A 13,618-nucleotide genomic window follows, 5' to 3' on the forward strand; every position below is an offset into this window, starting at 1 on the left:
ATTTCGAGTTCGCAATGGCACGATCCACGACCGGCGTTCACCAGGGGCACCAGGCCCGCAAGCGCTTCGGCCAGAACTTCCTGGTCGATGACGGCGTGATCCACGCCATCGTTGCAGCCATTGATCCGAAGCCCGACGATGTGCTCGTCGAGATCGGCCCGGGCCTGGGCGCGCTCACCGTGCCGCTCATGGAGCGCGTGCGCACGCTCCAGGTGGTCGAGCTGGACCGTGACCTCGTCGCGCGCTTGCAGAAGCGCTTCGGCGATCGGCTGATCGTGCATGCAGGTGATGCACTCGCGTTTGATTTCGGCTCGCTGGTGGAGGCGGACCGGCCGCTGCGCATCGTCGGCAACCTGCCGTACAACATCTCGAGCCCGCTGCTGTTCCATCTGGCTACCTTCGCCGATCGTGTGCGCGATCAGCATTTCATGCTGCAGAAAGAAGTGGTTGACCGCATGGTGGCCGCGCCGGGCAGCAAGGCGTTCAGCCGGCTGTCGGTGATGCTGCAGGTGCGGTACTACATGGAGCTGGTGCTGGATGTGCCGCCGGGTTCGTTCAACCCGCCGCCCAAGGTGGATTCGGCGGTGGTGCGGATGATTCCCTGGCCAGCCGATAAATCGCCGTATGCGCCGGTCAATATGCGCGCGCTAGGCACGGTGGTGACGATGGCGTTTTCGCAGCGGCGCAAGGTGCTGCGCAACACGCTGGGCGCGCTGCGCGACGTGATCGATTTCGAAGCGCTGGGCTTTGATCTGGGCCGCCGCGCAGAAGAAGTGCCGGTGGAAGACTTCGTGGGGGTGGCGAATGCGCTACCGGCCAACCGCATTGCCGGCAGCGTTTCCGAGCTTAGCGAAGATTGACCAGCAGGATGCCCGACAGCACGAGCGCTGCCGCCAGCGCAAACCGCAGGCCCACCGGCTCGTGCAACAGCAGCACGCCAAACGCCACGCCAAACAACGGCGTCAGGAACGAGAACACCGATAGCCGCGACGCCAGGTAGCGGCGCAGCAACCAGAACCACGTCAGGTAACTGGCGAATGCGATCAGCACAGACTGGTAGGCAAGGCTCGCCAGCGCCGTGGGCGTGAGGTTCGCGGTAAAGGCCTGGCCGGTGCCGGCGGCCATCAACAGCAGCAGCACGGCCGAGACGGCCAATTGGTACAGCAGCGTCTTCGCCGCCGGGGCTTCGGAGAGCTTGCTTGCTCGCACGACGATGGTCGTCGCGCCCCACAGCGCGCCTGCCACCACGCCCAGCGCGTCGCCCAACGAGGTCGACGGCCCGGCCGCCGGGTGCAGGACACCGTCGGCAAATGCCAATACGATTCCCGCAAACGCAATGCCGATGCCGATCCACTGGCGCGGGCGCAGATGCTCGCCTGGCACGAAGAAGTGCAAACCGAGCGCGGTGAAGATGGGCGCGGTGTAGAGGAACACCGCCATGCGCGAAGCGGTCGTGTAGCCCAGGCCGATGAAGATGCACAGGAACTCGACGCCGAAGAGCACGCCGGCCATCAGGCCGCCGGCCAGCGTGCCGTCGCGCAACGAGAGGCACGTGCCGCGCCAGAGCGCAAATGCGAACACAAGGACCGACGCAATTGCCGAACGCACGCCTGCCTGCATGACGGGGCCCACGTCGTGCGCCGCCACCTTGATGGCGACCTGCTGAAAGCCCCAGCACATGCACAGCACCACCATCAGGCCGATGGCGGTGCCGTCCAGCGGCCGGCGGATGGCGTCAGTGGCGGTTGCCATCGGGCATCGAGCGCGCCTGGATCAGTTCGATCTTGTAGCCGTCCGGATCTTCCACAAACGCAATGATGGTGCTGCCGCCCTTGACCGGGCCGGCCTCGCGCGTGACCTTGCCGCCCGCGTTGCGGATCTGGTCGCAGGCTTGCGCGGCATTGTCGACCTCGATGGCAAGGTGGCCGAACGCCGAGCCCAGATCGTATTCGCTCACGCCGTAGTTGTAGGTCAGCTCAATGACGGTGTTGCCGGCCTCCGGGCCGTAGCCGACGAACGCGAGGGAATATTTGTATTCCGGGTTATCACTGGTGCGCAGCAGCTGCATGCCGAGCACCTCGGTATAGAAGTCGATCGATCGCTGCAGGTCGCCGACGCGCAGCATGGTGTGGAGCATTCGCATGGGATTTCCTTCCTGGGGGACTGCGGAAGGCCATATTGTAGGAGGGTGTGGCGGAGCGTGCAGGCGGGGTTTTTTTCCTGCAGGCGCATCCCTCGTACGCCGTTGCGGCGTGGGCGAGGCGAATCAGAACGCCGGCAAGTATTCCGGCGGATGCGAGCGCAGTTGCTCCCGTGCCTCACGAAACTCAGGAAAGATGGACTCCACCGTGTCCCAGAAGCGCGGGCTGTGGTTCATTTCCTTGAGATGCGCGAGCTCATGCGCAACCACGTAGTCGATCAGGCTCAGCGGGAAATGCACGAGGCGCCAGTTCAGACGGATCTTGCCGTCGGCGGTGCAGCTTCCCCACCGCGTGGCAGCTGAAGACAACGCATACGCGCTGTGCCGCACACCCAGGCGCTCGGCATACACCTCAAGTCGTTCGCCGAAGAGGCGTCGCGCCTGCGTCTGCAGCCAGCTTTGTACGCGGTCCTTGATCTGCTGCTCGGTGGTGCTGGGCGGCAGGCCCAGGTGCAGCATGCTGGTGTCGGCATCGAACATCAACGCGCCGATGGGCGATTCCAGCTTAAGCGTGATCGTTTTGCCGAGGAACGGCAGCGCGGCGCCGTCCTGCCAGTCCATGGGCGGCAGCATGCGGCGTGCGGCGTTGGCCCGCCATTCGGCTAGCTTGGCGAAGATCCACTTCTGCTTTTCGGCGATGGCGTGTTCGATCTCGGCGAGTGTGACCCAGCGCGGTGCCGTAATCGACAAGCCGCGATCATCGATGACAAAGCCGATGGTGCGTCGCGACGAACGCTTGAGGTTATAGATGAGCGCGCGCTCGCCCAGCGTCAGACGGCGTTGGTTGGGGCCGAGCGGTGCGGTGGAAAAGTCGAGTGCGGGCGGGGCGAGGAGGGACGCGTCAGGCGGCTGCGAAGGCGACGGGGCTGCGGGCGCGAGCAGCGGCAGCTCAAGCTGGACGCTGTCGGCGGGGGTGGGCGAAGTCGGTGGGCGCAGCAGTTTCATGCGTGCTCGCGGTAGCTATCGGCGTCGATTCTACGCATTTCTGCTTCGATCCACGCTTCGACTTCGCGGTTAAGCTCGTCGCTGGTCTTGCCGGCGCTCGGAATGGCCGGCCCGACCGACAGCGTGATCAAGCCCGGATGCTTCAGGAACGAATTGCGCGGCCACACCCGGCCGGAGTTGTGCGCGATGGGAATGACCCATGCGCCGGTATCCACGGCAAAGCGCGCACCGCCGCTCTTGTAGCGCGGTTTCGGGTCGCCCGAGCGCGTGCGCGTGCCTTCCGGAAACATGATCACCCATGCGCCATCTGCAAGGCGCTCTTTACCCTGGCGCGCGACCGACGCGAACGCATTGGCGCCGTCCTTGCGGTTGATGTGCACCATCTTGAGCATGCCGAGCGCCCATCCGAAGAACGGCACATATAGCAGCTCGCGCTTGAACACGTAGCACAGCGGGCGCGGCATGGTCGCAACATAGGCCATGGTTTCCCACGCTGACTGATGCTTGGAAAGCAGCACCACCTGCTTGTTGGTGGCGACGGCTTCCTCGATGTTCTCCCAGCCCTGGTATTTCCAGCGGATGCCGAGCAGCCAGCGCGCCATCCAGATTGCAGACTTCGTCCAGCCGGACACCATCCAGAAACGGCGGTGCGGGTTCATGAACGGAAAGACGATGAAGCAGGTCACCGCATAAATCGGTGTCCAGACGATCAGGAAAACCAGGTACAGCAGCGAACGGATAAAAGTCATGGGGGCGAATTCAAGGGGCGCGCGTGGGCGTGCCCTGGGGCGCAGGGGATAGCAGCGCACGCGCAAACGCACGCAGGTCCTCGTGAATCTGGGTGCCTGGGGGCAGGTCGCCGGCATCGCGGGTCTTGGCGCCCTTTCCGGTCAGTACGAGGTGCGGTACGGCGCCGACTTCGACGCCGGCTTGCAGGTCGCGCAGCGAGTCACCCACGACCGGCACGCCCGTCAGATCCATGTCGAAGCGGCGTGCAATCTCGCGGAGCATGCCGGACTTGGGCTTGCGGCACTCGCACGCATCGGCGGCGGTGTGCGGGCAGAAGAAGACGGCATCGACGCGCCCGCCGTAGGTGGCCAGCGCCTTGTACATCTTCTCGTGCATGGCGTTGAGCGCGGCGGCCTCGAACAGGCCGCGTCCGATGCCCGACTGGTTGGTTGCCACCACCACTTGGTAGCCGGCCTGATTCAGCTCGGCAATGGCTTCCAGGCTGCCGTCGAGGGCGATCCACTCGTCTGGCGACTTGATGAACTGGTCGCTGTCGCGGTTGATGACGCCATCGCGGTCGAGAATCACCAGTTTGGGAACATGGGGCATGGTGGGCTCCGAACGGTGCTTGGAGTGCCGATCAGGCGGCCAGCTTGGAGATGTCCGCGACGCGGTTCATCAAGCCGTGCAGTTCACCCAACAGCGCGAGGCGGTTGTCGCGCAGCGCGGTGTCGTCGGCCATCACCATCACGCCGTCGAAGAACGTGTCGACCGCTTCGCGCAGGCCGGCCAGCGTCTTGAGCGCGGTGGTGAAATCGCCGCGTGCGAAGGCATCGTGCACCTGCGGCTCCGACGAGGCCACGGCCTGGTGCAGCGCGCGCTCGGCGTCTTCCTTGAGCAGTTGCGGCTGCACGGCGCCAATGGCCACGTCGGTCTTCTTCAGGATGTTGGTGATGCGCTTGTTGGCGGCGGCCAGCGCTTCTGCCTGCGGCAGAGCAGCAAAGGCGCGCACGGCTTCGAGGCGCGCGACGATGTCGTCCAGGCGCTGCGGGCGCTGGCTGACCACGGCTTCCACCTCGTTGGTGCTGTAGCCCTTGTCCTTCAGGTAGCCGCGCAGGCGGTCGTACAGGAAGTCGGAGATGGCGGCCAGATCCGGTTTGACGGCCGCAATGCCATCGAAGCTGGCGGCGGCAATCTGCAGCGCATCGTCGATCGTGAGAACGAGCGGCTTCTCAATCAGCATGCGCAGGATGCCCAGCGCGTGGCGGCGCAGCGCGAACGGATCTTTCTCACCCGTGGGTTGCAGGCCGATGCCCCAGATGCCGACCAGCGTTTCCAGCTTGTCGGCCAGTGCCACCACGGTCCCGGTGGCGGTGCTGGGCAGCGCGTCGCCAGCAAAGCGCGGCTGATAGTGCTCGGAGCAGGCCAGCGCCACGTCGTCGGGTTCGCCATCGTGGCGGGCGTAGTACGTGCCCATCGTGCCCTGCAGCTCGGGGAACTCGCCCACCATGTCGGTCAGCAGATCGGCCTTGGCCAGCAACGCGCCGCGCGAGGCGTGTGCCACATCCGCGCCGAGCTTCTCGGCCAGTTGGCCGGCGATGGCCTGCAGGCGCGACACTCGCTCAAGCTGCGTGCCGATCTTGTTGTGATAGACCACGCGCGAGAGCAGCGGCACGCGATCGGCCAGCGGCTTCTTCTTGTCCTGCTCGAAGAAGAAGCGCGCGTCGGCCAGGCGCGGGCGAACCACGCGTTCGTTGCCTTGAATGATGGCCTCGGGCGTGCCCGTGGCGATGTTCGAGACGATCAGGAAGCGGTTGCGCAGGTGACCTTGTGCATCGGTCAGCGCAAAGTACTTCTGGTTGGTCTGCATGGTCAGGATCAGGCACTCCTGCGGCACGGCGAGGAAGGCTTCCTCGAAATGGCAGGGGTAGACCACGGGCCATTCGACCAGCGCGTTCACTTCATCCAGCAGCGCTTCGGGCATGACCACCGTATCGGCGCCGGCGGTCTTGAGCAGTTCGGCGCGGATGGCTTCCTTGCGCTTACCATAGCTGGCGATGACCTTGCCCTGCGACTCCAGCGCGCTCGCATACGACGTGGCGTCTTTGATGACGATCTCGCCGGCCGACAGGAAACGGTGGCCCAGGGTCACGTTGCCCGCTTGCAGGCCAAATGCGCTGACGGGGATGATTTCGCTGTCGAGCAGTGCGATCAGCTTGTGTGCGGGGCGCACGAACTGAACGTTCTCGCCGTTCGGGCGCTGATACGTCATCACCTTCGGGATTGGAAGGTTGGCGATGGTCTGCGACAGTGCAGTCTGCAGGCCGTCAGCCAGCACGGCGCCGCGTGCGGTGTAGCGATAAAACAGCGCTTCGGCCTTGCCGTCAGGCGCGCGTTCGAGCAATTCAGGCGCGATGGCATCCACGCCCACGGTCTTGGCCAGCGCGGCCAGCTTCTTGACCAGCGGCGCGGCGGGCTTGCCCTCGGCATCGAAGGCGATGGTCACGGGCAGCACCTTCTCGCGCAGCTCGCGATCGGGCGCGGTGCGACGCACGCCGGTGATCGATGCAGCCAGGCGGCGCGGCGTGGCAAAACCTTCCACGGCGGCGCCCTCTTCGAGCAGGCCTTGCGCCGACAGACCGTCAAACAGGCCGCGCGCAAACGCCTCGCCCAGGCGGGCCAGCGCCTTGGGCGGCAGTTCTTCGGTCAGCAGTTCGATCAGGAGGGTGGACATAGCGTTTGAATCGGTGACGTCGTTGTTCTGCGCCGCTGGGTGTTCAGATCAGGTGCGGCGGTACGTTGTGTGGTTCGGTTCAGTAATCAGCAGGGCGAGCCGGGCACGGGCTCCACGCCCGAGAGCAGCCACACGCCGTTCTGCTGCTGGAACTGCAATTGCGTGCCGGCGCACTGGCCCGGCGGCGGTGGCGGTGCAATCGGCGCGGGCGTGGTGCCGGGCGCGGCCGCATCGCGGCGCAGGAAGCGGGCCGACAGCAAGCCGCGTCGCGCGTCGTAACGCACTTCCTGCAGCGTGCCGGACACGTTGAATTCCAGACGGCTCGGCAATTGCCCTGCCGAGCGGAACACGCGCGCACGGCGCTGTGCCTTTGCGCCGGTGCCTTGCCACTCCACCCACGTGAGCGGGAAGCGCAGGGCCGTCGCATACGTGCGCAACGGCACGCGATGCCAGCCGAGGTCACGCGCGCCGGACAGGTCGCAGGCCATCGTGCGTACCAGGCTCGTCCATTGATCGATCGACGGCGGAGGCGGCGCCCAGGCCCCGCTCAGCGCTTGCTGGAGCGGCTTGGAATCGGCCACGCAAAGCTGCGTCAACGTGTTGGGCACGACAAAAACCTTCTCCGCCGATGCCGCCTTGGAGCTGCGATGTCGGGCCGCTTGCGCAACGCTCGCCGGTAGCGCCAGCGCGGCGATGGACGCTGCCGTCAGCAGCGCCAGGCCACGCCGTGCTCGGTTGGCCGTCATGCGGCCTCCGTGGTCTTGGCGCCGGCAGCGGCCGTGCCGCACATTGGGAAGCCCAGGCGCTCGCGCGAATCGTAGTAAGCCTGCGCGACCAGACGCGACAGATTGCGGATGCGACCGATGTAGGCTGCGCGCTCCGTCACCGAAATGGCGCCGCGTGCGTCCAGCAGGTTGAAGGTGTGGCCGGCCTTGAGCACTTGCTCGTAGGCGGGCAGGGCCAGTTGCACGACAGGTGCGTCGCCCTCGGCAGCGGCATCACCTTCTGTGCGCACGCCCATCAGGCGCTTGGCTTCGGCTTCGTGCTCGGCAAAGCGGCGGAACAGCACGGTCGTGTCGGCCTGTTCGAAGTTGTACGTCGATTGTTCGACTTCGTTCTGGTGGTAGACGTCGCCGTAGGTCAGGCGGCGCTTCACGGGGCCATTCGGGCCCGGCTCTTCCCACTCGGTCCAGACCAGGTCGTAGATGTTTTCGACCTGCTGCAGATACATCGCCAGACGTTCGATGCCGTAGGTGATCTCACCGGTCACGGGCTTGCAGTCGAGGCCGCCGACTTGCTGGAAGTACGTGAATTGCGTGACTTCCATGCCGTTGAGCCACACCTCCCAGCCGAGGCCCCAGGCGCCGAGCGTGGGGTTTTCCCAGTCATCTTCGACAAAGCGCACGTCGTTCTGCTTCAGGTCCAGGCCCAGCGCTTCCAGCGAACCGAGGTACAGGTCGAGGATGTTTTCCGGCGCCGGCTTGAGCACTACTTGGTACTGGTAGTAATGCTGCAGGCGGTTTGGGTTCTCGCCGTAGCGGCCGTCCTTGGGGCGGCGGGACGGTTGCACGTAGGCGGCACGCCAAGGCTCCGGGCCGATCGCGCGCAGGAAGGTGTGCACGTGCGACGTACCGGCGCCGACTTCGAGGTCGATCGGTTGCAGCAGGGCGCAGCCCTGGGCGTCCCAGTACGACTGCAGCTTGAGGATGAGTTGCTGGAAGGTGAGCATGGTGGAACCCGTTGGTCCGCGGCGGCACGGAACGTGCGTTGCACCGCGCGACGGTGGAATGCAGCGGCGGGCACGAGAAGCGCCTGGCTCCGTGCCCGCCGTAAAACGTTGAATTTTAGCGTTTTTTGTCAGCGACTCCGGAAAGTGGCTTGAAAGCCCTCCGGACGCTGAACGATCAATCTGCCGATGCCCGGCGGCGGCGCACGAATGCCACCAGCAGAACCAGCGCACCCAGGCCCAGCGCAGGCGCGTTGCCGGCCCGCACGAATGGCGTCAAGCCTTGCATGCCCTGCACGTCAGTCTGCAGCGCGCCAAGCGTGAAGACGGGCAGGCGGGCCTGTACGCTGCCGTCCGGCCGCACCACGGCGGTCGCTCCCGTGTTGGTGGCGCGCAGCATCGGGCGGCCCGTTTCCAGCGCGCGCATGCGCGAGATCTGCAGGTGCTGGTCCAGCGCGATGGTGTCGCCAAACCAAGCAAGGTTCGTCACGTTGGCGAGCATCGTGGCAGGCTGATCCGCATGTCGCAGCGAGGCGGCAATTTCCTCGCCAAACAAATCCTCGTAGCAGATGTTGGGTGCGACGCGTTGGTCGGCCACCGCCATGGGCGGCTGCACGGGCAGGCCGCGCCGGAAGTCGCCCAGCGGCATGTTCATCATGTTGACGAACCAGTGGAAACCGAAGGGGATGAACTCGCCGAACGGCACGAGGTGGTGCTTGTTGTAGCGGTAGACGCCCTGGAATTGCGGGCCGACGCCGAACACGCTGTTGGTGTAATCGACGCGTGAGTCCTCGCTGGCGGCGCCAAAGAGCACGCTGGAGCCGGTGGTATCCACATAGGTGCGGATGGCCAGCGCGATCTCCTGCGGCATCTCCTGAATCATGATCGGGAAGGCCGTCTCGGGCGTGACCACGAGTTGTGCGGGTTTCTCGGTGACCATCTTGGCGTACAGCTCCAGCGAGCGTTCGATGCCGGTCTGCTGGAACTTCACGTCCTGCGGCACGTTGCCCTGCAAGAGGCGTACGGAAATGGGCTTGCCCACCGGTTGCGTCCACGCAATGCCGTGCAGCGGCCAGCCCGCCACCAGCACGAGCGCACCGGCGATGCCCGGCAGCCAGTGCAGGCGGCGCTCGGCCGCGACGCACAGCAGACCGGCCAGAACGGCGGCGATCAGCACGATGCCGTAGACGCCCACCAGCGGCGCATAGCCGGCCAGTGGGCCATCGGTGTGTGCGTAGCCGCCGTTGATCCAGGGAAAGCCCGTCCAGACCGTGCCGCGCAGCCACTCCGTGACGGCCCATGCCGCGCCAAATACCAGCGCGGATGCGGTACCAGACCACCGTCCGCGTCGCGTTAGCCACTGCCATGCCCACACCGCCAGCGCTGGATGCAGCGCCAGGTAGCCGGCGAATAGGAGCACGGCCAGGGCGGCCATCCATGCCGGCATGTCGCCGTAGACGTGCATGCTGATGAAGAGCCACCACACGCCCGACAGGAACCAGCCGAGCCCGAACGCATAGCCGACCCATGCCGCATCACGCAAGCGCGGTGCGCGCTGCACGAGCGCGGCCAACCCCGTTAGCGAGAGGATCTGCAGCCACCACCAGTGGTTCGGCGCGAACGACAGCGTATGCATGACGCCAAGCAGCGCTGCCAGCGGCATCGCAAAACGCAGCCGCGCGAGCGGCACAGCTTGGGCGTCCTGCCGACGGGACGGTGCGGCAGGGGAAGAGAACTGAGCGGGCACGGAAGGATCAGGCGGGGTGGGAACCAGAAGTGTCGGTCGTGGCATTGCCGCCGGCCGGCGTGGTGAGGCGGCGCACGAGCAGCACCTGCACTTGGCGCGCATCGGCGCGCAGTACGTCGAACTGCAGCGTGCCCATGACGATCTTCTCGCCCCGGTGCGGCACGCGGCCCAGGTGGTTGGACAGCAGCCCGCCCACGGTATCGACGTCTTCGTCGGAGAAATGCGTGCCGAAGGCTTCGTTGAACTGGCTGATTTCGGTCAGCCCGCGCACGCGCATGTGGCCATCGGCGGTCGGCAGGATGTTGTCTTCTTCCTGGTCGAAGTCGTATTCGTCCTCGATGTCGCCGACGATCTGCTCGAGCACATCTTCGATGGTGATGAGGCCGGCCACCCCGCCATATTCGTCAACGACGATGGCGATGTGGTTGCGGTTGACGCGGAAGTCGCGCAACAGCACGTTCAGTCGCTTGGATTCGGGGATGAACACGGCCGGGCGCAGCATGTCGCGCACGTCGAAGCGTTCGTCCGTATAGAAGCGCAGCAGGTCCTTGGCGAGCAGGATGCCGATGATGTTGTCGCGGCTGCCCTCGTAGACGGGGAAGCGCGAATGCGCGGCTTCTTGCACGAACGGGATGAATTCTGACGGCGCGTCGGCGATGTTGAGCGCGTCCATCTGCGCGCGCGGGATCATGATGTCGCGCGCACACAGGTCTGAGACCTGGAAGACGCCCTCGATCATCGACAGGGAGTCGGCGTCGATCAGGTTGCGCGCATGGGCGTCTTGGAGGATTTCGAGCAGCTCGGCCCGCGATTCGGGCTCGGGCGAGATGAGGTCGGTCAGGCGTTCCAGCAGCGTACGGGGTTTGTCGGCTGGCTTCGGACTGGGATACGGATCATTCATGGCGCGGTCGCGCGTCGTTAAACATCGGCCCAGCATACACCAAAAGCCCTGCCGTCCCGATGACGCGGGGTGGCCGCCCGGCCTCCGGAAGTGCGTTTTATTTCACATCTGGAGGCCGGGTTCGGGCGCGTTAAGGACGGACCTTCTGCCGAAGGGGGAGCGGTCAGTCGCGTCCGCCGTCGCCGCCGCGTTGCTGGCCGTTGTCGTGCGTGTTGCTGCCTTCGTTGCCTTGGTGATTGTCGTTCTGGCCTTGGTCGCCTTCGCCCCGACCATGATGCTGGCTGTGCCCCCCTGAGTCGTCGCGTTCGCTACCATGGTCGTGGTCACCGTTGTGGTTGCCATCGTCGCCGTGGTCGTGGTCGCCGCTGTGGTTGCCATCGCCACCATGGTCGTGATCACCGCCGTGGTCGTGATCACCGCCATGGTTGCCATCGCCGCCGTGGTCGTGATTGCCGCCGTGGTTGCCATCGCCGCCATGATCGTGATTGCCGCCGTGATTGCCGTTGCCGCCGTGGTCGTGATCACCGCCGTGGTTGCCGTCGCCGCCATGATCGTGATCACCGCCGTGGTTGCCGTCGCCGCCATGATCGTGGTCACCGCTGTGGTTGCCGTCGCCGCCATGGTCGTGATCGCCACCGTGATGACCGCCGTGATCATGATCGTGATCATGGTGGTGCCCGGGATGGTGATCGCCTCCGTGGCAGCTTCCACACGGCGATGGGACTGGCGATGGGCTCGGCGTTGGCGTTGGGACTGGTGTCGGTGTGGGTGTGGGTGTCGGTGTCGGTGTCGGTGTCGGTGTGGGACTCGGGGATGGCGTCGGACTCGGCCCCGGGCTGGGTATTGGGGCCGGAGTGGGGCTGGGGCTGGGCGATGCGCCAGGTGCCGGTGCCGGTGTGGGACTGGGCTTGGACGGCGGCGTGTTGTTGCCGTTGGGTGGCGGCGCGTCGTTGTTGCTCGTCGGCGCGGTTGCGGCCGGTGCCGGGTCTGCGGGATGCGAATTGCTGTGATACCGGCCCAGCGTGCTCGCGCCGCCGTAGGCTGTCCAACGTCCGGCGATTTCCATATCGACGCCTGCGAGCCAGTGGTCGCCCGTGGCTCCGACGCCCACCAGCGCCTTGCTGCTCGCAAAGTCGTAGCCGCCGCCAATGAGTGCCTGCACGCTCGTGCTGCCCACCACCGCCTGCACACGCGGCCGGATGGTGCCTTGCGCGACCATCAGGTTCACCTCTGCGCCGATCACGTTGTTGCTGTCGGAGATGTTGACCGTGCGGCAACCGACCACCGCGCCCGGATGCCACGCGCCGTCAAATACGACGACGATGCCCGCATAGCACGATTGCTTGTGATCAGCGTGTGCAATGCGTGGCGTGACTGCCAGCGCCGTGCCGACACCCACGCCAAGCAGCAGCGTGGCCCACGGAATGCTATCCATGAAGCGTTGACGCATGATGACCTCCCCGCGGTGGCCTTGCCGTCTGTGCGCAGGCTGGCCGATGGCGCTCGTTTGCGCCGAATTCGTGAAGCGCGCTCGAGCGGCGGCTTATGCGTGGAGGATAGAAATCGCTACGGCAAAACCCATGCGCCATACGGAGAGCAGCGAGGGTCCCGGATGGCGGACGGCCTGTGCGACGTGTATGCGCGATTCGAACGGCGCGAGCATGCGCCGAATGGCGGAGGAAAACCCGGAAACCGTTGTCAGGACTGGGTTTTCGTCAATGCGGGTTGATTCACCGTTGAAACGGCATGCTGCAAGAATGGAACATGAAAAAGCAAAACGCCGGCGCGAAGCCGGCGTCTGAATATCAAGCGCGTGGCGCTTTAACGATCTGCGTACGGATCGGCAAAACCGAGGTCGCGGAGGATCTCCGTTTCGATGCCTTCCATTTCCTTTGCATCGGCTGCGTCTTCGTGGTCGTAGCCCTGGGCGTGCAGCGCGCCGTGCACGATCAGATGCGCGTAGTGCGCGAGCAGCGGCTTCTTCTGTTCCTTCGCTTCCTTTTCGACCACCGCGCAGCACAGCACGATGTCGGCGGAGACCGGGTCTTCCGCGCTCTCTGCGTACGAGAAGGTCAGCACATTGGTGGCGTAGTCCTTGCCGCGGTAGGTGCGGTTGAGCGTGCGGCCTTCTTCTTCGCCGACAAAGCGCACGTTGAGTTGCGCATCGGCAAACAGTGCCGGGGCGATCCACGCCTCGATGTCGCGTTCCTTCGGCAACGCCTTGCGAGCGGCAGCCTTGAGTTCGTCGCCGTACTGCACCGTCAGGTCGAGCGTGAGCATCTCGGCGCCGGCAGTGTCGTCATCGAAGGCTTCTTCCTTGGAGTCGGCCAACTCAGCGGCCTGGGTTTCGATGCGCAACGTGATGCTGTCGTGGTGCTCGGGGCGCAGCGAGAGCATGGCGTGCATATCGGCGTCGGCGTGCTCGGCAACCAGCGTGATCGGCCCGTCCACGGTATTCGGCAGACCGAGGATCAGGCTGCGACCATCGGCAAATGCGATGCGCAGCGCGCTGGCGTCGACCGTCTTGGGTTTGCCTTGGGCGTCGAACACGTCGACACGTGGGCCGAATGACTCGGCCGCCGCGGGTTGGGTTTTCTTGGGTTTTGCTTTGGTATCGGTCTTTGCTTTAGCCACGT

The 13,618-nt window shown here is 65.4% G+C and carries 13 protein-coding genes; 1 reads left to right on the top strand and 12 read right to left on the bottom strand.

Annotation, left to right across the window (positions count from 1 at the left end):
* Window positions 1–14 precede the first annotated feature (14 nt).
* On the top strand, window positions 15–860 hold the full coding sequence (gene rsmA / locus NKG59_RS08375) for a 16S rRNA (adenine(1518)-N(6)/adenine(1519)-N(6))-dimethyltransferase RsmA (RefSeq protein WP_253536345.1): 846 nt from the start codon (window positions 15–17) through the stop codon (window positions 858–860).
* Here rsmA and NKG59_RS08380 read toward each other — a convergent pair.
* The 12 genes from NKG59_RS08380 to ybeY form a co-directional block, all read right to left on the bottom strand.
* Window positions 847–1,752 carry a DMT family transporter gene (locus NKG59_RS08380; RefSeq protein ID WP_253536346.1) on the bottom strand — a complete coding sequence of 302 codons (906 nt, stop codon included), beginning with the start codon at window positions 1,750–1,752 and terminating at the stop codon, window positions 847–849. The genes rsmA and NKG59_RS08380 overlap by 14 nt on opposite strands.
* The gene (gene gloA / locus NKG59_RS08385; protein ID WP_253536347.1) at window positions 1,736–2,143 is read right to left on the bottom strand and encodes a lactoylglutathione lyase; all 408 of its coding nucleotides are present in this window, start codon (window positions 2,141–2,143) and stop codon (window positions 1,736–1,738) included. Before gloA ends, NKG59_RS08380 begins: the two co-directional genes overlap by 17 nt.
* A 123-nt stretch (window positions 2,144–2,266) precedes the next feature.
* A complete protein-coding gene (locus tag NKG59_RS08390; RefSeq protein WP_253536348.1) occupies window positions 2,267–3,145 on the bottom strand; it encodes a M48 family metallopeptidase in 879 nt (292 codons plus the stop codon).
* Entirely contained in the window at window positions 3,142–3,894 is a 753-nt protein-coding gene (locus NKG59_RS08395; RefSeq protein ID WP_045203731.1) for a lysophospholipid acyltransferase family protein, read from the bottom strand. The genes NKG59_RS08390 and NKG59_RS08395 overlap by 4 nt, the downstream gene beginning before the upstream one ends.
* Before the next feature lie 10 nt (window positions 3,895–3,904).
* Complete coding sequence (gene gmhB / locus NKG59_RS08400) at window positions 3,905–4,483, bottom strand: D-glycero-beta-D-manno-heptose 1,7-bisphosphate 7-phosphatase (protein WP_024976609.1); 579 nt, start codon at window positions 4,481–4,483, stop codon at window positions 3,905–3,907.
* 31 nt (window positions 4,484–4,514) lie between these two features.
* Window positions 4,515–6,608 carry a glycine--tRNA ligase subunit beta gene (glyS, locus tag NKG59_RS08405; protein WP_253536349.1) on the bottom strand — a complete coding sequence of 698 codons (2,094 nt, stop codon included), beginning with the start codon at window positions 6,606–6,608 and terminating at the stop codon, window positions 4,515–4,517.
* An 86-nt stretch (window positions 6,609–6,694) separates the two neighbouring features.
* Window positions 6,695–7,354, bottom strand: coding sequence for a hypothetical protein (locus NKG59_RS08410; protein WP_253536350.1), 660 nt, complete (start codon window positions 7,352–7,354; stop codon window positions 6,695–6,697).
* Window positions 7,351–8,337: a glycine--tRNA ligase subunit alpha gene (glyQ, locus tag NKG59_RS08415; protein WP_253536351.1), complete on the bottom strand. Its 987-nt coding sequence runs from the start codon at window positions 8,335–8,337 to the stop codon at window positions 7,351–7,353. Before glyQ ends, NKG59_RS08410 begins: the two co-directional genes overlap by 4 nt.
* 175 nt (window positions 8,338–8,512) lie before the next feature.
* On the bottom strand, window positions 8,513–10,024 hold the full coding sequence (gene lnt, locus NKG59_RS08420; RefSeq protein WP_253536477.1) for an apolipoprotein N-acyltransferase: 1,512 nt from the start codon (window positions 10,022–10,024) through the stop codon (window positions 8,513–8,515).
* Between the two features lie 64 nt (window positions 10,025–10,088).
* Window positions 10,089–10,982: an HlyC/CorC family transporter gene (locus NKG59_RS08425; RefSeq protein WP_253536352.1), complete on the bottom strand. Its 894-nt coding sequence runs from the start codon at window positions 10,980–10,982 to the stop codon at window positions 10,089–10,091.
* A gap of 163 nt (window positions 10,983–11,145) precedes the next feature.
* Window positions 11,146–12,432, bottom strand: coding sequence for a hypothetical protein (locus NKG59_RS08430; protein WP_253536353.1), 1,287 nt, complete (start codon window positions 12,430–12,432; stop codon window positions 11,146–11,148).
* 371 nt (window positions 12,433–12,803) lie between these two features.
* A complete protein-coding gene (gene ybeY / locus NKG59_RS08435; protein WP_253536354.1) occupies window positions 12,804–13,616 on the bottom strand; it encodes an rRNA maturation RNase YbeY in 813 nt (270 codons plus the stop codon).
* Between the last annotated feature and the right edge of the window lie 2 nt (window positions 13,617–13,618).

This window comes from Ralstonia chuxiongensis, from assembly GCF_024158925.1.
GTDB classification, from domain to species: Bacteria; Pseudomonadota; Gammaproteobacteria; order Burkholderiales; family Burkholderiaceae; genus Ralstonia; species Ralstonia chuxiongensis.